Raw genomic sequence first — 24,472 nt, forward strand, 5'->3', positions numbered from 1 at the left:
ACTCATTCCATTCAAAAAAGGGGTTTTAACATGAGCATCGTAAAAGAATTCAAAGCCTTTGCTATCAAAGGTAATGTGGTGGATTTAGCCGTGGGTGTGATTATCGGCACCGCCTTCGGCAAAATTGTGTCGTCATTGGTGGGTGATGTGGTTATGCCGCCAATTGGTTACTTAATTGGTGGGGTTAATTTTTCTGACCTGGCATTTACTTTACCCGCGTTGCTGGAGGGGCAAACTCCGGTTTTGGTGGCCTACGGTAAATTCCTGCAAACGCTGATTGATTTCACCATTATTGCGTTTGTTATTTTTATGGTTATTAAAGTGATCAATCGCTTAAAGAAAAAGGAAGAGGAGGCTCCTGCTGCTCCCCCACCACCCAGCAATGAAGAGTTATTGCTGACCGAAATTCGCGATTTATTAAAACAGCAGCAAAAATAAAAGTGACGGCTGGCAGATAATAATCTCTGCCAGTGCGATAAAAAAATAGGGCGATCCCGTTAAACAGGGTCGCCCTATTTTTTTGGCAACTACTGTCAACTATTCTTCAGTGGGGGGATTTAATAACACCCAGCTTTCCAATTCCGGATGAAAAAATCCACACTCGCGATAGGCTCGCTCGATGGTGCCCGTGCGTCGCAGCTGCGCCACGCCCAGACTCAAGGCGCGGTAAAACTCCGCAGCCAAAGGGTGTTTTTTGCTGACTGGCCAGTGGCGGCTACCGCTGATGGCAATTTTTATTCCCTCGATGGGCACGAGCTTGATGTTATCCACCTGAATTTCTTTGCCGGGATTATTCGCCACCGGCGAGAGCGTAAAATCCACACGCCCGGCGTTGATCATCCGTGCGATGTTGATCCAGTTAGGCGTGTACATAATTTTGTCGAAACCCAATTGTTGCAGGGTATCCAAATCGGGTTTCCACTGGCGGCTGGTGGCGACTTTGAGTTGGGTGAGTTGCGCAAGGGTTTTGCTGTTAAGGGCGCGCTGATTGTTGGGGGAGGTATAAAGCCCCACAACAAATTGCCCCTCTTTTACGATGGGTGCGGAAATGTGCAATTGATCCTGTTGGCCAATTAAATCCTGATACCAAATCGTTCCGCCAATGCTGAGCGTTTTACCATCGATCACATTGCGAATACTGCGAAAATAATTTTCCTCATCGGCAAACTCTATGGGCTGCTCAAAACCTCCCAGTGCGAGTGCTTGCTGCATCAACACTAATTCAATTACATCGCGGCGTGCGTAGTTGCCGCCATAAAAGCTAATTTCCTGTACATCGCGCCCGGCTAAAAATTGGGTGTAATCGCGATGGATATCGGGCAGTGCGGCAATAGTGGCTTTGGGTTGAGCCGAGAGCGGGGCACTGACAAAAAAACTTGCCAACAGAATCAAGCAAGCGGAGAGCCAACAGCCTAGGGAAGTATTGATTCGCATAAAGGTCAGTATCTGAAAATGCTGTGAATGAGCCATGGCCTGGTGATGTACATACCCGTTTTAGTGTGGGCGCCATTTGGCCAATCGTCCAGTTTCAGAGTATGGGCTGGCCGCGGTACATGCGCACAGGCTTTTCAGCCACGGGCACGCTGGGAGCCAGAATTTCACTGCGCACTATGTTGTCACCGCCGGGTGTTTCCTGGGTTGCATCTTCCAGTACGGTTTGGCCGCGATATACCTTCACCACCTGGCGCGGTATTTCTTTGGTGTTCTCACTAACCACTGGTTCCAACAGGCTGGCCCATTCCGGCCCCGCCATAAACAGCAGCTCTTTAATCAAGGCTTTAGTGATAGTGTCTTTGCTGTGCTGGTGATAGTCGGCTAACTCTTTCAGCACATCCGGGTTGGCCATTTTGACGCTGGGCTTCATGGCCGCGTCAACCCGGCGCCGAATTTCGTACACCAAATCGACCATGGGCTTAGTGTATTGCATGCTCCGCTCTCCTCAGTCTCGGGTGGGAATCGTGATCCCAGGCTATGAGTTGAGCAAAAATCAGACCAAGGCCAGAAGGCGGCTTTCTTACCGGTTTTTATTGCGATTACTACTATCGGCTGTTTCTTTTTGGTGCGGTTAGATTTTTCTGGTGCGGCGCCATGCCGCTTAACTGTGCGCCGGTTCAGATGATATGTTCAGTTGGTCAGTTTGTATGTTCAGTTGGTAAGTTCAGCGAATAAGGTGATCCATTTCACGGGCGGGTTGTGAACACTGTGTCTCCCCGATCACTTGCGCTGGTACGCCTGCCACAGTCGCGCGCGCAGGTACGTCTTTAATCACTACACTGCCTGCACCAATTTTGGCGCATTCGCCCACGGTGATATTGCCCAGAATCTTGGCGCCGGCGCCAATTAACACGCCTTTGCGCACTTTGGGGTGTCTATCGCCGGCTTCTTTACCCGTGCCGCCCAGGGTGACCGACTGCATGATGGATACCATGTCCTCAATCACCGCTGTCTCGCCAATCACAATGCCGGTGGCGTGATCAAACATAATGCCCTTGCCGATACGCGCAGCGGGGTGGATATCTACCGCAAACACCGCCGAAATTCTGTTCTGCAAAAACAGCGCAAGTGAATTGCGCCCCTGATTCCACAGCCAATGCGCAATGCGATAAGCCTGCAGTGCGTGAAAGCCTTTGAAGTAAAGCAGCGGCGTTACCAGCGAGCAGCAGGCGGAGTCGCGCTCGCTAACCGCGAGTAAATCCGCACGCACCGACTCCACAATGCTCTGGTCTTTTGCCATGGCCTCTTCGATGACTTCGCGAATTAACATCGCAGGCAGCGCGGGGCTATCGAGTTTATTGGCGAGGTGGAAGCTGAGTGCCGCTTCCAAGGTGTCGTGATTGAGGATGGTGGAATAAAGGAAGCTGGCGAGTACCGGTTCGGCCTCGGCTTGTTTGCGGGTTTGCACGCGAATCGATTCCCACAAACTGTCGATGACAAGGGCGCTGGTGGCGGCGGTGACGGTGGCATTCATGGCCAGATCCTTATTCGGAGAAATAAAAAACCATTATTGGGGGCATAGGCGAATAATTCCAGCGCCAGCAGCTCGATACGTTTAATAAATGACCAGCGGTGGTTCGTTCATCGCGGCCAGCTGCTCGCGCAACTCCAGAATATGCTCGCCCCAATAGCGTTCGGTGTTAAACCAGGGGAAGTGACGGGGAAAGGCCGGGTCGGTCCAGCGCCTCGCCAGCCACGCACTGTAGTGCATGATACGCAGGCTGCGCAGCGCTTCGATCAAGGCCAGCTCGGCCAAATCAAAATCGCAAAACTCGCGGTAGCCTTCCAGCACTTCCGCCAGTTGCAAGGTCTGCTGCTCGCGTTCGCCGGAGAGCAGCATCCACAAATCCTGAATCGCCGGGCCCATGCGTGCATCGTCAAAGTCGACGAAGTGGGGCACCTCTTCGCGCCACAAAATATTGCCTGGGTGACAGTCGCCATGCAGGCGAATGGGCGTGTAGTCCACGCGTGCGAATAGCGTTTCGCAGCGCGCTAATAAATCGGCGCCTAAGGTGCGATAAGACTCGCGCAGGCTGGCGGGGATAAAATCGTTCGCCAGCAAAAAGTCGTAACTGTCGCGCCCAAAGGTTTGGATATTGAGCGCCGGGCGATGCACAAACGGGCGCGCCTGCCCCAAGGCGTGGATGCGCCCGAGGGTGCGGCCGAGTGAGAGCAGCGCATCAAAGTCATCCAGATTGGGTGCGTGGCCGCCTTGACGTAAGTAGAGCGCAAAACGAAAGCCCTGAAATTCGCGCAGGGTATTACCTTCATCGTCGGCCATGGGCGGCACTACCGAAATCTCCAAGTCCTTTAGCGCCTGGGTGAACTCATGCTCTTCAATAATCTGTGCATTGGTCCAGCGCTCGGGGCGATAAAACTTGGCGATCAAGGGGCTCGCGCCTTCAATGCCCACTTGATAAACGCGGTTCTGGTGCCAACCTTAACGCAATTATACATGTGCACCGGTAACTTACTGTTAATAAAGGTGTTTTTTTTGACAAAAAAATTCATGTGTATACATCTTTTTTGGGTAGATATGTACAAAGTAGGTCGTAAATGGGTAGTGAAGATCAAGTCTTAAAAAACTCATTTTAAATTTGGCGTTTTCAGACATTTTTTGCCCAAAAATATCCTCCCGCATTTTCTCAATAGATCTGAGGTTTTGGGTACAACTTACTAGACGGAGTAAACGGGATTCTGATCGTTGGCTGTTCGCAAATCAGGAATGTTGCTTCAGGTGGCTATGGTTGACGTGTAACTCTGTGCACGAGAAAAAATGTCGTGTAAGCTCCATTCACAACTCATCCCTAGCAAGCATCATTTAATTGATTTTTGTCTGGGACGGAAAAACCACCTTAGGGTGGTTTTTTCATATTTGAGAAAGTGAAATCTGGGTATTTTTTGCGTATGACATTTTGGTTTTCTCTCAATCGAAGAAAAGTCCCCACTGTGCCAGCCAGTGATATGCTTCGTAGAAAGTGCAAATAAACAGTTATACGGTTATTAACTGTAATTTTTTAGAACAATTGATTTTGCTTCGCTTAATGAAAATCTAGCGGTATCCCATGCATAACCGAGCTCCGTACCAGGGTGATTATAAGTAGTGCTCATATAGCCTTCATTATCATTGTTTTCACGATTGAGACCGGATATAAGTTCATCTAAAACCTTCCTAACATTGACTCTTCCACCTGAAATTCCGATCAGACCGTCATCAATTAAACTTTGCACCATATCGCTTACACTGTCAGTACATTTGTACATATCAATTACAGTCATGGATCCACCTCTATTTTCGTGTAACTCGGTGCTCACCGGCTTGTCCAGTGAGATACCTAGTTGTCAATTCTATTTATATTTTTCGTGCTGGGTGAGCCAGCCTGAATACATTAATAGTTGGAGTAGTTCAATTGCATCGCATAACGGCCAAAACCGGACGTCAAACCTCAAGCATATTTAATCCAAATTTTCTGTTTAAATAGTGCTGGCCACACTATGTTCAGTTTGCTGAATAGAGGCGACAGGCATGGACATACGCAAGCTTTCTCGATACTGCTCAGCAGGTGCATCATGAGTTACTTCGACTGCAGCATCATAGTGTTCGCGAATTATAGATTCTATTACAGTTAAATCTGCGCGAAAGAACTCTTTGCGACCATTCACTTTATTCAACCTACCTGTTGCAAACCTTTCATGTAATTTAGCCTCTAGTGCAGGTGCATTATCGGAAAAAATCATGGCATGCACATCAAACCAAAATGGAACAGAAGCATCTCCTAGTTCGTCAATTCGCTCCATAGGATCAAGACGGCGAGTCATTCCAATTTTATATACACCCTCTCCGAATGCACCTATATTTGAAATTACGTAAACATAACCAGCCTTTGCGTTATTTTCACGATAGTCGATTAACTTCTCTTCGTTTTCAAGGTTTTCCTTGCTCGCTTCTATCTCTGCAATTTTGGTAAGTAGGAGTGTCCGAGATTCATCATCATTAGCTTTTTCCAGACGAGACTGAAGATCCTTAAGTGCTGCGGTGAAATGCTTGCGCTCCTTTGCAATTTTATCACGTGCCGCACGTATTTCTTGCTCGAGTTTTTGTTGCTCTCGCAATTCTTCTCTTGCTCGTTTAGCTTCTTCTTTTTCCTCTTGTTTCTTAATTTGAAATTCATGGGCAAGATGTAATTCATCAAGTTTAAGGTTAAGGTACTTGTTTGACAGGCTTACAGTCATTACACGGCCTAACTTGTTGCAGGTTTCAAATGACTTTCTTATCCTTTTCTCGCCTAGTTCAATATTGTCGAATTTTACGTTATCTACGCAGTAGTCAGCTTCGTTATTAAATGAGCGAATTACCAATTTGATCATATCGTTGACCAACTTTCGACCTTCTGCTTTACTTCCATTTACTTGCCAATCCATGTTTCCGGTAGCAGCCTGGCCATTTTTAATTAAAGCCTTTTGATCCTCACGAACCGAATCCAATCGAGCTTTATATTCCTGGCTCGCAGTAAGCTTAAACTTTGGCTCGTAGAGTGCAAAACTTTCTAGGAGTAAGGTTTCCTCTAGCACAAGAACTTGACCGCGTAACTCATTAGTTTTAGCTGACGCTTCTGCTGATTCACGCTTAGCCTCAATTACTGCCTTACGGATATCATTCAGCTTGGAGTTTTCCTTATCAATTAAATCTTGAATTTGCACAGCTTCCATGACTCTGAACTTATCGGCAAGAGCCTGCACTTGCGCATAACGTTTTTCCATTTCAGTAAGATTTTTCTCCAGCTCTTGAGCGCGCTGTAAATGTTTTGGTCCATTTAAATAATCACGTAAAGCCATCCATAATTCTCCTAACTTAATTTTAAATCAGCGCAAAATTAAACTTCCGCTTTGGGCACAACTGAGTCGATCTGAATACATTGAAAATGTGGCTCAGGTCAATTACATCCCATAACGGCCAATAGCGGTCATTCCCATATGTATACACTTAGAAAATGCAGCAGAACGACTATTTCACCATTCTTACAGATCTTACATTTTGATGTCTTGCCCAAACAAAATTCTATGCCCCTCTGGAGTCTCGACCTCGAACTCTCTTAAGCCCCAAGGCTTATCAGCAATTAATTGTTTAAAAGCAACTCCACGTGCCTGATATTGACTATACAAATCATCAATTCCATCGCAGTTCACATAAGCAAAGAGTGCATGATTATTGGTATCCCTGGCAGGAACTTCACCTCGGCAATCTCCAACCATCAAATAGAAATCTCCGAGGTGTAAAAATGCCCAACCACCAATTATATTCTCTACCGTAAAACCTAATTTCTCGGTAAAAAACTTCAATGCCAAATCAAAGTCGTTTACGGCTAATATATGTTGAGTTTTTGAAACTTTAAACATATTCATACCCCCTCCCTAAGTCATAAATAACACTTTGACATTTCTCAGATTAGGCCTTTCTTAAAATCCAGCCTGGAGTACTGTTTTTCGTAGCTATTTCCCTGAGCATCATAATGCAAAGCTGAAGTTAGATATGGTTGAAATTGCAATGGAGCATAAGAAAGCTTCTTTGCTAAAGACAGCATGTCAATACTTTCAAAAGGATCTATGCTGACGTAAATTTGTGAATACCCATAACTCTTGGCAAGAGCCTCTCTGGCCTTAATCAGAGCTGTCGCAACACCTTTTCTTCTGTACTGCTCGATAACATATAGATCACTTAGTTTTGGTAAGTGTGACTTTTTCTTACCAGTTTTCGTTACATCCAAATAAACAAGACCAAATCCGACTATTTTTTCTGCTACTTCCGCCACTAAAAAATGAGCCTTATCCCCATCGCACTCATCAAGGTATTTTAAAAATAACGCTTCATTGTTTCTTGCATTACACAATTTCTCGATATCTTCAATTTTTGCTTGTCTTATTTTAATGTTTTTACTCTCATTCATTGAGCATTACCTGCCTAGCGATTGGGTAGTAGCAATATTTACTTGGAAGCCTCTCGTTGCAATACAACGCGCGACCAAGTTACATTTTCCTTAAAACTAAAAATACTTGGCTGGTTTTCGACACAGAAGAGAACCTCAAACCCAAAGCACTCAAATGCTTTTATAGTGGAAAACACATCTGTTGGATAAACTCTTGTACCCATTCCTGCGGGACCATTCCTCAATGAAATTGCACATCTGCCACCAAGCTTCAGAATTGCTGAAAGGCGAGCAACGGAGATAGCACGTTCTTGCTCATTAAGGTGGTGCCACACCCCCTCAATTAGAATGAAGTCGAACAATGTATCTTGCGATTCCAAACAGGCAAGTTCGGGAAGACTTCCTTGCATCCACAGCACGGGTAGCGCCTCATACTTATACATCGCTGCATGCATGAACTCAGGCATTGGCTCTACTGCGGCCACATCATATCCAAGATGAGCAAGGGCAGCCGCGTTTTGGCCAGCACCTGAACCGATATCTAATATACTGGCGGGCACAGCGGGTAGAAAATGTAGATAGTCTTTACAAGATTGATGAAAATCCAGAGTTTGAGCGCTCTCTATAAAAAGAGGAATAAACCTCTCATAACCTTTGGTTCCCTCTGTCATCGCCATAAAACCTTACTTGAATTTATACTCTTATCTGTAGTTTTGACCACATCGTTAGCCAAGATTTATCTTCAATACGCTTCAGAAAAATCGCTTTTTCTCGACGTGGGTTATGGGTGACATATCCTTCGAATATAGTCGAAATATCAAATGGAGATGCAAACACAAGCTCTGATTTTGAATTCAGCTTCGCTCCGAGTGCCGTTTCAATTTCGGGCCAAAACTCCATGGCATGGACACTATTTTTATAAGGCGGATCACCGTTTCTGATATGCATAAACGCCTGATTCTTTACCTGCCAATTAATGTCAGGATGGGATATCAGCAACTGCCCAAGAACTGCATTTTCATCTATCGCTATGTGAGAAAAATAAATTACATCAACATCATTCAGAGGAGTACTGGAAAAACCGTGAAGATGATCCCACACAAGATTTCGCACGAAACCGGCAGCAATGTACCAATCTGGAAGATCAACAGAGGCAACAGCAGAGAGCAAGTCCATTCTTAAGCTATCGCGCTGCATTAACTCAATTAACTTCATCATCGATTGGTCTGGAGCCATTTGTACTTTTACTTAAGATAAGAACGCAACACTGCAATAACATCATCAAGATCTTTGCTGCGCTGTTGGGAAGGAATATCGTCAACACCCAAGTGCTCGCGGATATGATCCTCCAGCACCTCAGCCATCAATCCATTGACCGCGCCCCTGATTGCTGCAATCTGCTGAAGAACAGCCAAGCACTCAGTTCCACTCTCCAGTGATTTCTCCAATGCCTCCGACTGCCCCTTGATTCGGCGCACACGGGTTAGCAGCTTTTTCTTACCTTCGATTGTATGTGACATTTACACCTCTGATTGATAGCTACTATACTGGGGTATAGTATATTAATTCCTGCCATGAGACACCATTATGCCTTTGCCCACCACCACTAACCCGTGCCACTCCCATGTCTTTAATGAGGGTAATCCGCTCGCAGAGCGTAATACTCGATGGGCGCTTGTACTCACCACCGCAATGATGATCATCGAAATTGCGGGTGGCTGGATTTACAACTCAATGGCATTACTTGCTGATGGCTGGCATATGAGCTCCCACTCGCTGGCACTTGGCCTTTCAGTGTTTGCCTATGCCACAGCCAGACGCTTGGCACATGATAATCGATTTGCGTTCGGGACTTGGAAGATAGAAGTTCTGGGTGGATACACAAGCGCGTTAATGCTTATCGGCGTGGCAGCGCTCATGCTATTCCAATCAGTTGAGCGACTGCTGTCACCAACCCCTATCCATTACGATGAAGCCATCATGATCGCAATCGTCGGTCTGGTGGTGAATCTGGCCTGTGCATGGTTACTCAAAGACGGACATACGCATGATCATGGCGATCATGCGCATCATGGCCACCATCATCACGATATGAATCTGCGCTCAGCCTACCTACATGTTATTGCTGATGCCGCGACATCTGTCCTGGCAATTTTCGCGCTGATAGGTGGCAAGCTTTGGGGAGCAGCATGGCTTGACCCGGTGATGGGAATTGTTGGTGCAACACTGATTACGATCTGGGCATTTGGACTTATCCGCGACACTAGCCGGGTACTGCTAGATGCGGAAATGGATGCACCTGTTGTAGCAGAGATTCGGGAAGTAATTGATGCAAGCCCTATCCCCGCAACTATCACCGATCTGCATGTGTGGCGAGTTGGTAAAGGAGAATATGCCTGCATCGTAGCGCTGTCAGTTGCTGATGACGTAAAACCGGACTATTTCAAGCGGCAGATAGGTATTCATGAAGAGCTTGTGCATATCACTGTTGAAGTTAACCCCGGCTCTATTACGAACGCCAAAAATATAAAAACCGATTGATAATCGGTTTTTAAGCAGCTAAGCTTTGACAACATACAAAACTAAGAGAATTTACCGTGCAGCTCGGAGAATTGGAAAAACTGGTTCTGAACCACTTGTGGGATGTCGGCAGTGCCGATGCCAAGCAGGTGTTCGACCATTTCAAGAAAAGTCGGGGTGGTAGTTTGAATACGATTCAAAGCACCCTTGATCGCTTACACAAGAAAGGCATCCTTAAGCGTGAGAAACAAGGTCATGCCTACCAGTATCGTGCCGGTATGGAAAAAGAAGCCTTTTTGGGTCAATTGATTCGCAATGTCACCCAGGATTTTTCCGATGACCACGATCATCTGTTGGCCGCGTTCGTCAGCTTATCTGCCGATCTGGATGAAGCCCATCTGGATCGTCTTGAAGCGTTGATTCGCGATTCCCGCGAACAAAAGAAGGATAACTAAGCCATGACGACAGGCATTGGCGGTTTGATGTTGCATCTCTGGGTTATCGCCGGAGGCACGCTTATCGTTACTGCTTTGTTGACGACTATGGCTCGTCGCTACCTGTTATCCATTTTATCCTGCTTTGGGCCCGCCGCACGCCAACGTTTTGTCTGGTTCATTGCCGCACTACCTTGGATGCTGGGTTTAATTGCCGCGCTGTTAACACTGGTTCCTTCTGTAGGTCATGCCTTGGGGGTTGTTGCTGATCATTGCCATACTCACGGCAATTTACATGGTCATTTATGCTGGTTCCATCCACCGGAATTTGTGTGGATTAGCTGGAAAGGATTATGCGCAGTAATGCTTATTGGTATTACCGCTTGGAAAGCAACGACCAGTTCGATTCGGTTGTGGAAGCAACGCAACCATTTACGTGCGTTGCTCGCATTTGCTGATCGTGAAAGTGATGGTAGCTATATCCTGGATAGCAAAATTCCAAGTGCATTTACTGCCGGTTTAGTAGCTCCAAAAATTCTGCTCAGCAAATCATTAGTAACGGCATTAAATGAGCAGGAATTGCGTATTGTTCAGCGGCATGAGCAAGTACATCAACAACGTCGCGATCCATTGAAATTATGGATTTTTAATTTACTGATCAGTGTGTTCTTGCCCGCTGCGCGTCGTGATTTGTACAACGCGTTGGAATTAAGCATGGAGCAAACGGTCGATGCGGAAGTTGCGAAGTTTGATGATCCTGCAACGGTCGCAACTACTCTGGTAAAAGTGAACCGACTTAACCTGCGATACTTGAAGCAACAACATGCTGACGCAGCGATGTGTTCGTTTGTCGCAGCAGCTGTTGAAGAACGGATTCAACAATTACTCAAGACCAATAAAGGCCGCCGCTTCCCTTGGGGCAGCTTTCTTGTATCACTCGCTATTGTGATGGCAGCTGCGGTTTATTACGCAGATGGCCTTCATCACGTGGTCGAGACCTTTCTACACAATCATCCCTAAACACTGACCGAGATTCATCAAAATGCTGTCCATTTTTCGACAACGCACATGTTTAAAACCGATCATCAATCGGTTTTTTGAGGCGCCGCTCAGCAGCTTTCGGCGAATAGTTTTTGGTGGCTTGTTATTGTCTGCCCCGCTAATGAGTTATGCCGTTGAAACAACGGGCAACGCATTAACCTGGCAACAAGCCATGTCATTAACGATGGAACGCAACCCGTCGCTTGCCGCATTTGGTTATCAACTGACGGCGCAAGAAGGTCGTTTACTTCAAGCCGGTTTGCGCTCCAATCCGGAATTGGCCGTCACCGTTGATGATGCATTTGGTAGCGGCAACTACAAAAGTATGGATTCCGCTGAAAGCACTCTTAGCATTAGCTGGTTGCTGGATGGTAAGCAACGTCGCGAGCGCGTGAATTCCGCAAAAGCACAGTCGGCAGTTATTGAAGTAGAACGGGATATTGGTCGTCTCGATGCAGCAGCCGATACCGCGCGTTTGTATATCACTGCACTGTCACTCCAAGTTCGCCAGCAAGAAGCAAAGCAAGCGGTTGGCTTTGCTAAACAAGCAGTAGAAGTAATTCAAAAACGTGTGAATGCCGGTAATTCTCCGGCGGCAGAAGCGGCGCGCGCGCGCGTGGAATTATCGCGGCTGTCATTGGAAGAAGAAGATATCGAGCACCAGTTACTGGTGAACTATCGACTGCTCGCCGCGCAATGGGGCAGCTCCCAACCTGAATTTTCCCGTGTGCAAGGCAACCTTGATGAGTTGCCAGTTATTGCAGGCTTCACTGAGTTGCAAGAGCGTCTTCGTCAAAACCCGCGTCTCGAATATTTCGGTACTAAAGCGCGCGTGGAGGAATCGCAATTAGCACTCGCACAAGCGCAAGCAAGACCGCAGTGGCGAGTGTCTGCCGGTGTGAAAAGTTTAGCTGCAACCAATGACCAGGCATTAGTAGCCGGTATCTCCGTTCCTCTTGGTGTATTTGATCGACAACAAGGCCGCGTTGCTGAAGCGCGCGCATTGATGGAATTAAATCGCGCGCAACGCGATGCAGAAACCTTCCGTCTGGATGCAGCCCTCTTTGATGTTCACCAGGAGCTATTGCACAGCCTGCACGTTGTGAACACCTACCGCAAAGACATATTGCCCGCACTGGAACAAAGCCTGGCGGAAACTCGCCGCGCTTATGACGTTGGTCGCTACAGCTATCTGGAATGGCAAAGCGTTCAACGCGATTACCTTGCAGCACGAACACTGTTGATTGATGCCAGTGTCACTGCGCATCTCAACGCAATTGAAATTGAACGTTTGACCGGCGTAGCAATACGGAACTGATCAGCAGTCGCGAAACTGATAAACAATGAGGCTTGTTATGAAGTTAATAATGAAACACCGCTGGCACATGGTGCTGCTGGCTGTACTTACCACTCTGATCGCTTGCGGTGAAGCGCCTAAAAGTGAAGGTGGTGGCCATGGAGCCGCTGAGCCAGTGGTGGAAAAAGGCGAACACAATGGTCGCTTGTTAAAAGATAAAAATTTCACACTGGAACTCGCCATTTTTGAAACTGGTGTGCCACCTGAATACCGCGCGTGGGTATATCTGGATGGAAAACTATTGAAGCCGAATGAAGTGAAATTACAAGTTCGCCTCACCCGTTTGGGCAATAAAGTGGACGTTATCGATTTTGCACCGCAGAGCGACTTCTTGCGCGGCAACTCCGTTATTTACGAGCCGCACTCTTTTGTAGTTTCTATCGAAGCGAATCACAAAGGCACTGTTCATCGCTGGAAGTTTGATAACTTCGAAGGCCGCACCCGTATCGAACCGGCAGTAGCAAAAGCACTGGAGATAGTTACTGAAACAGCAGGCCCGGCAACTTTGAAAGAAACCATCGATGTATTTGGAAAAATTGCAGCAGACCCGTCACGTGAACGTGAAATTAATGCGCGCTTTGATGGTGTGATCACAGGCGTGCAAGTGGTGTTAGGTCAAACCGTTACCGCTGGCCAATCACTACTGACCGTTGAAAGCAATGAGAGCCTGCGTAGCTATGACATTAAAGCGCCGATTGCCGGTGTGGTCACTCGCTTGGATGCAAAAGCGGGTCAGCAAACACGTGGCAATGCGTTAGTAAAAATCGTTGATAACTCACGCACGACAGCAGAACTCGCGATATTCCCTGCACAACTTGCCCGCGTAAAAACCGGGGCAGCAGTTACGGTGAATTATCAAGGTGAAGGACTAACCGGAACCATTGATCAGCTTGCGTTGGAAACCAATCCAAACCAATCGGTAACGGCGCGTGTATCGCTCAATAAACCAATACCACTAGGTGCACAAATTACTGCACGTGTTCAGGTTGATGAATACGAAGTGCCCATCGCTGTAAAACGCATAGGCTTGCAAGCCTTCCGCGATTTCACCGTGGTGTACGCGCAAGTGGGTGAAGAATACGAAGTGCGGATGTTGGAGTTAGGTCGTGAAGCAGGTGAATGGGTAGAAGTATTGGGTGGACTGGAACCTGGTACTCACTATGTTACGGATAACAGCTACGTCATCAAATCTGATATCGAAAAATCCGGCGCATCCCATGATCACTAATGCCTCGTATTAACCAGGCCACAGGAACTAACCATGTTGGAATTTTTAATTAATTTCTCGTTGCGCCGCCGCGCCCTGGTGTTGGGTGCTGTGCTTTTAGTGTGCGCAATCGGGCTATGGAATTTCAATCGCTTGCCGATTGATGCCGTGCCCGATATCACCAATGTGCAGGTGGTCGTTAACACCGCTGCACCTGGCTATACCCCGCTCGAAGTTGAACAGCGCGTAACTTTTGCGCTGGAAAATACCATGACCGGTATTAAAGGCTTGAGTTACACCCGTTCATTATCGCGTTATGGGTTATCGCAAATCACATTAATCTTTCAGGATGGAACCGACATTTATTTTGCTCGCCAGCAAGTGGCAGAACGCTTGCTGTCTGCCAGCGATCAATTGCCCGCAGGATTGACACCAAAGCTTGGTCCGGTTTCAACCGGTCTCGGTGAAATTTTTATGTTCACTGTAGATGCAGAGCCCGGAGCAAAAAACAAAGACGGCAAAGACTATACGCTAACAGATCTACGCTCGATCCATGACTGGATTATTCGCCCGCAGCTATTGCGTGTACCTGGTGTAGTTGAAGTTAATCCGATTGGTGGTCATAAACGCGAGGTCCTTGTTGCACTTGATTCAGCAAAAATGTTGGCGAGAAATGTTACCCAGGAACAAATTATCGCTGCACTTGAAAGCAGCTCACAAAACCGGGGCGCTGGATACGTTGAATACAGCGGTGCGCAGTGGTTAATTCGGGTGCCCGGCCAAGCACAAAATTTCTCTGATATAGAAAACACATTGTTGTATGAATCTGACGGTGTTCCTATTCGGGTGAAAGATGTAGCGAGCGTTGAAGAAGGTCTCGAATTGCGTTCAGGTGCTGCATCGCAAAACGGCCATGAAGTCGTGATGAGTACCGTGTTCATGTTGATGGGAGAAAACAGCCGTAAAGTCGCCATGGACGTGAGTAAAAAATTGGAAGAAGTAAAATCCACTCTGCCCGAAGGTATCACTGCGACAGCTGTTTATGACCGCACCGGTCTGGTGAATAAAACCCTGGAAACTGTTCAGAAAAATTTGTTGGAAGGTGCGTTACTGGTCATTGTAATTTTGTTCGTATTGCTGGGTAATTTGCGCGCTGCTTTGATTACCGCCGCTGTAATCCCTATTGCAATGCTGATGACGATTACGGGCATGGTACAAACCCGCGTCAGTGCCAACCTGATGAGTTTGGGGGCGCTCGACTTCGGATTGATTGTGGACGGTGCCGTTATCATCGTGGAAAACTGTTTACGCCGTCTTGGTGAAGCTCAACGTCAAAATGCACTCTCACTCAACGAGCGCCTTGCATTGGTATTTGATGCAACCCGCGAGGTAATTCGTCCGGCACTATTTGGTGTATTTATTATCACGGCGGTTTATCTACCGATATTTGCACTCAGTGGTGTGGAAGGAAAAATGTTCCACCCAATGGCGTTGACGGTAATTATTGCATTGGTCAGTGCGATCATTCTTTCCATTACTTTCGTACCTGCTGCAATCGCATTTTTGTTTAACAAACCGGTTAAAGAACATGCGAGTCCTGTTGCACAACGTAGCCAGGCATTCTATGAGCCTTTGTTGAAACGCTCACTGGAACTGCGCGTATGGATTGTGGGTGGGGCTGTAGCGTTGGTTGTTATTTGTAGCGTGGCCGCCACTCGATTGGGTAGTGAATTTATTCCCAATCTGGATGAGGGTGATATCGCGATGCACGCCTTGCGTATTCCCGGTACATCGCTGACGCAAGCATTGGAGTTCCAAAAAGAATTGGAATCCAAAATTAAAACGATGCCGGAAGTTGAGCGTGTATTTGCAAAAATCGGTACGGCTGAAGTCGCAACCGACCCAATGCCACCGAGTGTTGCTGACAACTTCATTATGTTAAAGCCGCGCAGTGAATGGCCAGATCCATCCAAACCAAAAACAGAAGTCGTTGCTGACCTTGAAGCCTTGGTTAATCCGGTACCCGGCAATCGCTACGAGTTTTTACAGCCGATCCAAATGCGTTTTAACGAGCTTCTTGCCGGTGTGCGTGCTGAACTGGCCATCAAAGTATTCGGCGATAATTTTGAAGAGCTGGTTGCTGCCGGTGAAGCAATTGAAGCCGTGGTAAAAACAGTTCCCGGTGCAGCGGACGTCGCACTTGAACAGGCTACAGGTTTACCCGTGCTCACTATGCAACCCAATCTGGAAGTGATGGCGCGTTACGGTGTCACGCTGGAATATTTGCAAGATACTGTAGCAACAGCATTTGGTGGTGAAACAGCGGCACAATTTTACGAAGGCGATAGACGTGCGGACATTGTTGTACGTTTACCGGAATCGGCACGTACCAATATGGATACGATGGGTAATCTTCCTATCAGTCTGCCAAACAATTCCTATGTGCCATTGAGTGAGTTGGTAACCTTCGAAAAGACAACCGGCTACAACCAGGTGTATCGCGAAAATGGAAAGCGCCGCATGGTGATTACTGCCAACGTTCGCGGTACGGATTTGGGATCATTTGTGGATGCTGTGCGCGAGAAAGTTGAAACTCAGGTGAAGCTGCCGTCAGGCTATTGGGTTGAATACGGTGGTACTTATCAACAATTGCAATCCGCATCCGAGCGTTTGTCATGGGTAGTTCCAATGACGCTGGTGTTGATTCTCGGCTTGCTAGTCATGGCACTCGGTTCCTGGAAAGATGCCTTCATTATTTTTACCGGCGTGCCTCTTGCATTAACCGGTGGCCTGCTGGCGTTATTACTACGTGACATTCCGTTTTCAATTTCCGCTGCGGTTGGATTTATCGCGCTCTCGGGAATTGCCGTATTGAACGGATTGGTAATGGTGTCATTTATCCGTGACCTTCGTCAGCATGGCCATGCATTGGAAGATGCAATTATCCAGGGCGCTGTCACCCGCTTGCGTCCGGTACTGACCACCGCGCTGGTTGCTGGTTTGGGATTTGTTCCCATGGCATTCAACACCGGTATTGGTTCCGAAGTACAACGCCCATTGGCAACGGTGGTTATCGGCGGAATTATTTCTTCAACGCTGTTAACGTTGGTTGTACTGCCAGCGCTGTATCGCTTACTTCATAAAGATTCAATAAAGCACAACAACAATCCGCAACCGACTATTCAACATTCATGAACCTAAGGAATTCACAGTGAAATTTTTCTTATTAGTTTTTTTAACACTCGCGAGCAACTTTGCGCTCGCTCACGGCATGTCCGCCGAAGATCAGGCTCGCATTTTAAATGCGGGTTACTTTGAGTTTATCCGTCTGGGTGCTACACACATGCTGAGTGGTTACGACCACCTGCTGTTCCTGTTTGGTGTACTGTTTTTCCTGACTCGCTTCAAAGATATCCTGGTGTTGATTACCGCCTTTACCATCGGCCACTCAATCACATTGGTGTTTGCAACAATTGCGGGAATTACCGCTAACTACTACTTGATTGATGCCGTTATTGCCTTGACCGTGTGCTACAAAGCATTCGAAAACCTGGATGGCTTTAAAAAATACTTACAAGTGAGTTCACCAAGCTTGGCTTGGATGGTATTTATCTTTGGTCTTATCCACGGTTTCGGATTATCAACTCGCTTGCAACAATTGCCGTTGGGCGAAGACGGCATTGTATTGAAGATACTGGCGTTCAACGTTGGTGTGGAAGTTGGGCAGATTATTGCGCTGAGCATCATTTTTGTGTTGTTGGCGGGTTGGCGCAAGACAGCGTCATTCCAAAAATTCAGCGCAGCTGCAAACGTCTTGCTGATGTTTGTGGGTGGCCTGTTGTTGCTCATGCAATTACACGGCTATCAGCACAGTGCTTATCCGGATGACTTCCCATTGAATAAAGATGATCACTCCCACGTTCATGAAGATATGAAGAAATCAGAATCGGCGCTGTCCAATTACCCTAGGCGCTTAAATTTAAACGAAGAACCTGGTGATTCAACCGAAGGACCCAGTGTGCATTCGCACGATGGCAAAAATTTTCACATTGATTAACCATTGATATAACAGAGGAAAAAACCATGAAAAAAATTGCACCATTCGTATTAGCTGGTTTGCTGGCATGTACCAATCAAGTGATGGCTCATGCTGATCACGAGCACACGTACATTACCGAAACTGCCGCCGTTGAAGTAGCACAAAAAACGGTTAAATCCTTAACGCAAAAAGATGCCGGTCTGGGATTCGGAAAATTGCCAGCCAGCTGGGCTTCGTTGCCTGCTGACAAAGTAAAACTCAAGAAAAACGGCACTGGTTACTACATTGTTTCAGCAGCAAATGAAACAGAAGGAAAGACGTTATACATTCTTCTCTCATCAGAAGACGGTGAAGTTTACGACGCGAACTTTACTGGTGAATTTAAAAACCTGAAAGAGTAACTGATGGATATCAGTTGATAGGAACTCCAGGGTTCCTATCAACTGCCACATATGTCGCTGTACTGATGAAATAGAGTCAGGGGATTTCCTATGCTTGATGTTCTGAAAAATCCCACTTACAAGAATTTGTATTTAGCGCAAGTGATTGCATTGCTGGGCACAGGATTAATCACCATTGCCCTTGCATTGTTGGCATATGATCTTGCAAAAGACCAGGCTGCACAAGTACTTGGTATTGCCCTCGCGATCAAGATGATCGCTTATATTACCGTAGCACCCGTTGCCTCTGCCTTTGCAGAGCGCTTACCACGGAAAACCGTATTAATCACTCTTGATGTTATCAGGGCCCTCACAGCGCTATGTTTGCCGTTTGTCACAGAGCTTTGGCAAATCTATATCCTGATTTTTGTTTTACAATCAGCCTCTGCCGCATTCACACCAACATTTCAGGCAGTAATTCCTGATGTATTGCCTGAAGAAAAGCAATACACAAAAGCATTGTCATTATCGCGGTTAGCCTACGATCTCGAAAATATTATAAGTCCCATACTCGCAGGTTTATTACTTACCCTTATTAGCTATAACAATCTTTTTGTGGGCACCTGTTTAGGGTTTGTGTTTTCAGCATTCTTTGTAATGAAAACAACGCTACCGGTTGGCAAGGCTCCTCCATTCAAAGGCGTGTTAAACCGAATCAAACAAGGCTCACGAATTTATTTCCATACCCCTCGCCTGAAAGCATTGTTTGCACTGAATTTGGCAATCGCTTCTGTCAGTGCAATGGTGATCGTCAATACCGTTGTGATTGTTCAAACCGTTTTTCAATTATCTGAACATGCGACAACCTTTGCCTTTGGTGCATTCGGTTTGGGATCGATGTTGGCGGCACTTTATTTGCCACGAGTATTGGAACAGAGACCTGATAAAACCGTCATGCTCACTGGCGCAACACTGCTCTGCGTCTGTTTATTTCTTGGCACGTTTATCAGTAACTATTCTTTATTGTTGGCACTGTGGCTCATCATGGGTGTTGGTTATTCAGTTGCGCAAACTCCGACTGGTCGTCTCATTCGCAAATCAGCACGCCCGGAAGATCGCACCGCATTATTCGCGGCACAATTCACCTATTCACACGCGTGTTGGCTTTTAACCTATCCATTAGTGGGATGGCTAAGCAGCAATATCGGCATCATGTTTGTTTTTATCCCAATGGCCGTTATCGCTACTATCGCCATTGTTATTGCTTACAGCATATGGCCCAAAAACGACGCCCCTCAGGTTTCACACCATCACGATAAATTATCGCCAGATCATGAACACTTATTATTAAAGGATGAGAAAGGTAATCACAGCCATGATTATCTAATCGATGAATACCATCAAAAATGGCCTCGATAATGTTGATATCCATTGGCAACGCTCTTGAGAAAATGTAATGAAATCGCCAAAGAAAAAACCACTCAGGTCAACACCTGCGTTTATTTTTATAATAGCCTTCATCGCAATCTTGATTGCGGTGGATCTTTACTTCATCGCGGCTGTAAAACATAAGGGCAAAGATACCCAAAGTCAGACTTCATCTTCTGTGCAGCAAAGCAGTACTGGCATCAGGTAGGAATTTGATTATGCGTGTTTCCCACATCCTTATCTGCACACTACTATTTATCGGTCTAAATGGTTGCCAATCCAGTAAACCGTCTAATCCTTTGGTTAGTATTGATGCGGAAGCGCTAAGCAGTTATAACCTTAAGCTGATACGAGCTGAAACAAGTTTCATAAACAATTCGTTTTCCTTCAGTGGCAGCGTTTATCCAACACAAAAACGTTATCATGTTAATTGTGGTCAGTTACAAATACAGGTGTTTGACACCCAGGGAATTCTGTTAAATATCCTTAATACAGACTATTCTCCCTGTGATCTTCACTATCAATTTAATACCCGCCGAGCGGGACGTTTCTCTATAGCAATCCCAGGCATTCACCAACAACCGTTAATCTTGAAAGTGACTTATCACAAAAAGTAAAAGCTCAAGATTGGTATTGAATGTCAAAAAGTTTTCCAACATTAATAATCAAGGTGGATGTATGTATTGGATCATCACTAAATATCTTATTACCGCAGCAGTCGTTGTATTGGTGACCGAAGCAGCAAAGCGTAGTGACAAGTTAGGCGGGTTTATTGCAGCATTACCGTTGGTCACGATACTGGCGTTAATTTGGTTGTATGTAGAAAATCAATCTACCGAAAAAATAGCCAATCACGCTTGGTACACCTTCTGGTATGTAGTGCCGACGCTACCCATGTTTTTGGTATTCCCCAAGTTGTTGTCTCGCTGGGGATTCTGGCCAACGCTGGGTGCCTGTGTAGTTATTACGGTTTTTTGCTTCGGTATTTTTGCATTTGTCGTGAAGCGGTTTGGAATTGAATTGCTGTAACAATATTCCACATCGTATTTGTTACACAGTCTGAATGACCGCTTTGGGCACGTAGGCGACATCCACGCTTTTTCCATTCAATTGTTAAGTCAATTACGTGGCATAACAGCCTAGCTCTGATGATACACAATCTCTTTAACGCCTCGGATATCTTAACTCCCCTGTTTAAGCCTTTAATTGAGTCAAATACTAGCGGCTTGCGGGTGCATCTGAATAGAGCATTACACACCCTCACCTACCGACAAGTGGATTACGAAAAGCATCAAAAAGTATACATTTTGAGAATATGCATTTGACACTCTCAAAACTACCCTCATAATTAGATTATCAAATTCATTAAGAGTTATTGAGAGCAATGCCTAGAGTTGGATATGCCCGCGTTAGTAGCATAGGACAGAGCTTGGAGCTTCAGCTTGATAAGCTAAAAGGGGCTGGTTGCGATAAAGTCTTCCACGAGAAGTTAAGTGGTTCCACAGCGCAACGCCCACAATACAAGGCATGTATGGAGTATCTACGGGAAGGCGATTACCTGGTCATTACCCGGCTCGATCGACTTGCCAGGTCGGTGCTTGATCTGGCCAAAATACTTGCTCGATTTGAGCAAGAAGGTATTAACTTACTTGTGATTGACCAAAGCATCGACACAGCCACGTCTAGCGGAAAGCTGCTATTCAATATGCTTGCCGCAGTTGCGGAGTTTGAGAATGCACTGCGCCGCGAAAGGCAGCAAGAAGGTATCGAGAGAGCCAAAGCCAATAAAGTGAAATTTGGTAGACGATCAAGGTTGAATGACGAGCTCATCGGTAAAATTGTTACTGATAAAAATGCTGGCCTACCCATGAAGGAGCTTAAGCAGCGCTACGGTCTTAGCCAGGCCACCATTTACCGCGCTATCGCTGCTCATGCCGCAAAACAACAGTCGGGTGATGAACATGTCTTATAGACCGCTAAGCCAAAATGAATATGTGATTGTGAGCAAAACCATTTACGAGGAGCGCGGCCTTTCCGGCGGCTTGGCTGAAAGTATGTTTATGGCTTACAAGGGAAAGGCGCTCGCACTGGATGCACCTGAGTTCGAGATTTTTGAAGAGTCTGAGATCGAGCGCAAGGCACGTCTTGCAGACAAGCAATGCGAGAAAGTGATTGCGCTCAACACAGCTACAGATCTGGAACCTATGGATTTTCTCAACAAGCTGGATGCTCTCTCGAAAAACGATAAACCGAGTAAAGACCCAATCAACTGCTTTGAATGGTTCTATGGTGATGAAGCCGCTTTAGATATTCGCCACAAGCGCTTGCGGGTTAAATTTTTCAACTCGCCAAAGTATCGGCAGCAGGTACTGCGCACCTACCTGGAAGATGGAATACTGGAGGAGTCCCAGCTCGCCGACACCGATTTGGTTGGTCAGATCATTGGAGAATTTCATCGCAAAAGCAGCGGTAAAATTAAAGAAGCTCGACGCCGAACACACACGTCAGCCATCGAGCAAACATTGGAGGTGTATAAAAATACGATATGAAGGACTTATTTAATAAAAAAGTATTATCTATGCAAAGTCAACGACGATTTTTAAATAGTTTTGCTCGATAGGCTCATAGGATATTTTTGCATCATGCATGGAGAGTATTTTTGTAACGATTGATAATCCAAGCCCCGAACCTGAAACTCCTTGGCTTCTTACGTGTCGATAAAATCGCTCACCCATGCGCCCTGTATTCAGTTGAATTTCTTTGGGTATTTGATTAATGATTGTTATGGTAATGCAACAATCTTTATCCTGTGCTGATATATTCACTTCACTTAGCGGTAAAGAATATTTGGCTGCATTATCAAGCAAGTTGCGAAATACGACCTGTAATAAATTTTTATCACCTAAAATATTTATCTGTGAATCAATACTAATTGCCCAATTAACATTGCTCAACAAACTTGATTCTACCAGTGCCAAACTGTCTCTAATCAATTGCGATAGATTTATGCTGGATGTCGTACCCCCCCCGCCGTGCTCCAATTTTTCAATCTCCATTAACTGTGTCACTAGATGAGTCAATCGTTTAGTGCTGACCATAATAGCTTCTGCTGCGGAGGTGCAATCATCATTTGTTTTAGCATTTCTTATATTGTCTGCGTGCACCAATAAAATACTCAATGGTGTGCGTAATTCGTGCGAGGCATTTGCGACAAAACGTTTTTCATTTTCAATATGACGCTTCAAATCATCCAGAAGTTGGTTTATTGCAATTTGGAATGGTTTTAGTTCAACTGGCAGCTCAATATCCAGGGGTGTAAGGAGCGAAGGTTGTGACCTTGATAATGCCTTAGAAAGGTCACGAATAGGTTTTATTCCCCAGTATACCGATAGCCAGATGAGGACGGTAACGGGCAACAACGATATTCCGAGTGGGATCAACTGGTCAAATGTTAAATACAAACTTAGCTCACCGCGCACATCCTCTCGCTGCCCGGTCATTGTCCAGGTTTGGTTTCCCGAGTTGTATAAGCTGTAAAATATCCACTTATGAGGGCTAATAAATACGTCATGATAACCGGCCTTGAGCGGAGCCAATGGCTCCGTCCCGGCATTACTAGAGCGCAACAGTAGGTTTCCTTTGGTAGTCCACACTTGAAACGCCAATTTTTCTTCGTATTTATGCCCCTCAACTCTGCGCTCTTCAGCAGATGTGCGTTCAATATTGTCTTCTTTAATGTCTGCAATACTTACAATAACCGGTAATTCACCGCTTGGTTTGCTGAGGGTCTGGACAACTAGCTGATTAATTAAACGAGTGTACTGCGCAAGCTGAGCGTCGAATAATTCATCCAATTCATGGTGCGTGCTTGAGTAGGTAATAAAACCAGTTATGCCCAGCAACACAATAACAACAGTGTTCACACCAATAAAAATCATTTGGCGAATGCTGTTAATTCTCATAGTCACTCACCATTAGGTACCCAACACCGCGCACGGTTTTTATTATTTCTGACGAAATTTTTTTACGGATGTTATGAATATGAACCTCAACGGAATTACTCTCAGCTTCACCTGACCAACCCAGGCTGAGCTCATCAAGGTGCTGCCTTGTTAGAATTTTGTTGCGGTGCAGAATAAATTCTTTGAGGATCAAGAATTCCCGATTGGTAAGATTGACTTTGCTTTCATCATAAATACACTCGTGAGTGGATAAATCCAATAATAAATCGCCACACCGAAGCTGATCTATACGGCGATCCTGATGACGACGAACGACAACTCTAATGCGGGCCTCCAACTCTCGCACATCACAGGGTTTTAATACGTAATCATCAGCCCCTGCATTCAGAGCTTCTATTTTGGTTTCAAGATGATCCCATGCAGTCAAGACAAGAATGGGGACTGCGCGCTTATTGTTACGTAATGATTTAATAACATGCAATGCCAATCCGTCTGGCAAGCCCAGATCCAATATCATCACCTCAAATATACTACCGGCAACGGCCCTTATAGCCTGTCCCCCTGTCGTACAGTGCTCCACTCGGTAGTTCATTCGAGTCAGGGCAGTAATCAACCCATCCGCCAAGAGCTGATCATCCTCTACTAACAGAATTCTCATGGTGCTTCCGTCACCTCATCATTGCGTA

25 protein-coding genes and 1 pseudogene are annotated in these 24,472 nt (G+C 46.0%); 13 read left to right on the forward strand and 13 right to left on the reverse strand.

Translation table 11 applies throughout. The annotated features are described in order from the left end of the window. The first annotated feature begins 30 nt into the window (after nt 1-30). Nucleotides 31-438, forward strand: coding sequence for a large-conductance mechanosensitive channel protein MscL (gene mscL, locus NNX04_RS16785; protein ID WP_007638209.1), 408 nt, complete (start codon nt 31-33; stop codon nt 436-438). A 99-nt stretch (nt 439-537) separates the two neighbouring features. Here mscL and NNX04_RS16790 read toward each other — a convergent pair whose 3' ends face one another. The 11 genes and pseudogenes from NNX04_RS16790 to NNX04_RS16840 all read right to left on the reverse strand — a co-directional run bounded on the left by NNX04_RS16790 (nt 538) and on the right by NNX04_RS16840 (nt 8,938). Next, nucleotides 538-1,434 (reverse strand): hypothetical protein, encoded by an 897-nt coding sequence (locus tag NNX04_RS16790; RefSeq protein ID WP_261946531.1) that lies wholly within the window; start codon nt 1,432-1,434, stop codon nt 538-540. Nucleotides 1,435-1,528: 94 nt separating this feature from the next. Then, entirely contained in the window at nt 1,529-1,927 is a 399-nt protein-coding gene (locus tag NNX04_RS16795) for a hypothetical protein (RefSeq protein ID WP_007638206.1), read from the reverse strand. A gap of 231 nt (nt 1,928-2,158) precedes the next feature. Beyond that, entirely contained in the window at nt 2,159-2,968 is an 810-nt protein-coding gene (gene cysE / locus NNX04_RS16800; RefSeq protein WP_007638205.1) for a serine O-acetyltransferase, read from the reverse strand. Nucleotides 2,969-3,049: 81 nt separating this feature from the next. After that, nucleotides 3,050-3,928 (reverse strand): annotated as a pseudogene (locus NNX04_RS16805) (serine/threonine protein kinase); the annotation flags it as partial. Nucleotides 3,929-4,497: 569 nt separating this feature from the next. Beyond that, a complete protein-coding gene (locus tag NNX04_RS16810) occupies nt 4,498-4,773 on the reverse strand; it encodes a hypothetical protein (protein ID WP_261946532.1) in 276 nt (91 codons plus the stop codon). Nucleotides 4,774-4,968: 195 nt separating this feature from the next. Next, on the reverse strand, nt 4,969-6,330 hold the full coding sequence (locus NNX04_RS16815; protein WP_261946533.1) for a DUF4041 domain-containing protein: 1,362 nt from the start codon (nt 6,328-6,330) through the stop codon (nt 4,969-4,971). A 192-nt stretch (nt 6,331-6,522) separates the two neighbouring features. Next, on the reverse strand, nt 6,523-6,897 hold the full coding sequence (locus NNX04_RS16820) for a VOC family protein (RefSeq protein WP_261946534.1): 375 nt from the start codon (nt 6,895-6,897) through the stop codon (nt 6,523-6,525). 38 nt (nt 6,898-6,935) lie between these two features. Continuing rightward, nucleotides 6,936-7,439: a GNAT family N-acetyltransferase gene (locus tag NNX04_RS16825; RefSeq protein ID WP_261946535.1), complete on the reverse strand. Its 504-nt coding sequence runs from the start codon at nt 7,437-7,439 to the stop codon at nt 6,936-6,938. A gap of 38 nt (nt 7,440-7,477) precedes the next feature. Next, nucleotides 7,478-8,095, reverse strand: coding sequence for a class I SAM-dependent methyltransferase (locus NNX04_RS16830; protein WP_261946536.1), 618 nt, complete (start codon nt 8,093-8,095; stop codon nt 7,478-7,480). A 16-nt stretch (nt 8,096-8,111) separates the two neighbouring features. Further along, the gene (locus NNX04_RS16835) at nt 8,112-8,636 is read right to left on the reverse strand and encodes a nucleotidyltransferase family protein (RefSeq protein ID WP_261946537.1); all 525 of its coding nucleotides are present in this window, start codon (nt 8,634-8,636) and stop codon (nt 8,112-8,114) included. Between the two features lie 26 nt (nt 8,637-8,662). Beyond that, nucleotides 8,663-8,938 carry a metal/formaldehyde-sensitive transcriptional repressor gene (locus NNX04_RS16840; RefSeq protein WP_261946538.1) on the reverse strand — a complete coding sequence of 92 codons (276 nt, stop codon included), beginning with the start codon at nt 8,936-8,938 and terminating at the stop codon, nt 8,663-8,665. 67 nt (nt 8,939-9,005) lie between these two features. On the opposite strand from NNX04_RS16840, the gene dmeF reads away from it, so the two are divergent. The 12 genes from dmeF (at nt 9,006) to NNX04_RS16900 (ending at nt 22,373) form a co-directional block, all read left to right on the forward strand. Continuing rightward, nucleotides 9,006-9,959 (forward strand): CDF family Co(II)/Ni(II) efflux transporter DmeF, encoded by a 954-nt coding sequence (dmeF, locus tag NNX04_RS16845; RefSeq protein WP_261946539.1) that lies wholly within the window; start codon nt 9,006-9,008, stop codon nt 9,957-9,959. Nucleotides 9,960-10,015: 56 nt separating this feature from the next. After that, nucleotides 10,016-10,393, forward strand: coding sequence for a BlaI/MecI/CopY family transcriptional regulator (locus NNX04_RS16850; RefSeq protein WP_261946540.1), 378 nt, complete (start codon nt 10,016-10,018; stop codon nt 10,391-10,393). Nucleotides 10,394-10,396: 3 nt separating this feature from the next. After that, nucleotides 10,397-11,392, forward strand: coding sequence for a M56 family metallopeptidase (locus NNX04_RS16855; protein ID WP_261946541.1), 996 nt, complete (start codon nt 10,397-10,399; stop codon nt 11,390-11,392). Between the two features lie 127 nt (nt 11,393-11,519). Continuing rightward, nucleotides 11,520-12,731: a TolC family protein gene (locus tag NNX04_RS16860; protein WP_261946542.1), complete on the forward strand. Its 1,212-nt coding sequence runs from the start codon at nt 11,520-11,522 to the stop codon at nt 12,729-12,731. Nucleotides 12,732-12,768: 37 nt separating this feature from the next. Then, complete coding sequence (locus tag NNX04_RS16865) at nt 12,769-13,998, forward strand: efflux RND transporter periplasmic adaptor subunit (protein WP_261946543.1); 1,230 nt, start codon at nt 12,769-12,771, stop codon at nt 13,996-13,998. Nucleotides 13,999-14,031: 33 nt separating this feature from the next. Then, a complete protein-coding gene (locus NNX04_RS16870; RefSeq protein ID WP_261946544.1) occupies nt 14,032-17,172 on the forward strand; it encodes an efflux RND transporter permease subunit in 3,141 nt (1,046 codons plus the stop codon). Nucleotides 17,173-17,188: 16 nt separating this feature from the next. Then, nucleotides 17,189-18,034, forward strand: a complete 846-nt coding sequence (locus NNX04_RS16875; protein WP_261946545.1) for a HupE/UreJ family protein — start codon at nt 17,189-17,191, stop codon at nt 18,032-18,034. A 26-nt stretch (nt 18,035-18,060) separates the two neighbouring features. Then, nucleotides 18,061-18,417 (forward strand): DUF6488 family protein, encoded by a 357-nt coding sequence (locus tag NNX04_RS16880; protein ID WP_261946546.1) that lies wholly within the window; start codon nt 18,061-18,063, stop codon nt 18,415-18,417. A 90-nt stretch (nt 18,418-18,507) separates the two neighbouring features. Continuing rightward, nucleotides 18,508-19,815, forward strand: a complete 1,308-nt coding sequence (locus NNX04_RS16885; RefSeq protein ID WP_261946547.1) for an MFS transporter — start codon at nt 18,508-18,510, stop codon at nt 19,813-19,815. Nucleotides 19,816-20,502: 687 nt separating this feature from the next. Continuing rightward, nucleotides 20,503-20,853 carry a DUF3147 family protein gene (locus NNX04_RS16890; RefSeq protein WP_261946548.1) on the forward strand — a complete coding sequence of 117 codons (351 nt, stop codon included), beginning with the start codon at nt 20,503-20,505 and terminating at the stop codon, nt 20,851-20,853. 400 nt (nt 20,854-21,253) lie between these two features. Beyond that, on the forward strand, nt 21,254-21,796 hold the full coding sequence (locus NNX04_RS16895; RefSeq protein ID WP_410004063.1) for a recombinase family protein: 543 nt from the start codon (nt 21,254-21,256) through the stop codon (nt 21,794-21,796). Between the two features lie 28 nt (nt 21,797-21,824). Continuing rightward, nucleotides 21,825-22,373: a hypothetical protein gene (locus tag NNX04_RS16900; protein ID WP_261946550.1), complete on the forward strand. Its 549-nt coding sequence runs from the start codon at nt 21,825-21,827 to the stop codon at nt 22,371-22,373. A gap of 27 nt (nt 22,374-22,400) precedes the next feature. Here NNX04_RS16900 and NNX04_RS16905 read toward each other — a convergent pair whose 3' ends face one another. Further along, complete coding sequence (locus NNX04_RS16905; protein ID WP_261946551.1) at nt 22,401-23,786, reverse strand: sensor histidine kinase; 1,386 nt, start codon at nt 23,784-23,786, stop codon at nt 22,401-22,403. Further along, nucleotides 23,776-24,444, reverse strand: a complete 669-nt coding sequence (locus NNX04_RS16910) for a response regulator (protein ID WP_007645454.1) — start codon at nt 24,442-24,444, stop codon at nt 23,776-23,778. Before NNX04_RS16910 ends, NNX04_RS16905 begins: the two co-directional genes overlap by 11 nt. Between the last annotated feature and the right edge of the window lie 28 nt (nt 24,445-24,472).

This window comes from Cellvibrio sp. QJXJ (assembly GCF_024452345.1).
Lineage (GTDB): Bacteria > Pseudomonadota > Gammaproteobacteria > Pseudomonadales > Cellvibrionaceae > Cellvibrio.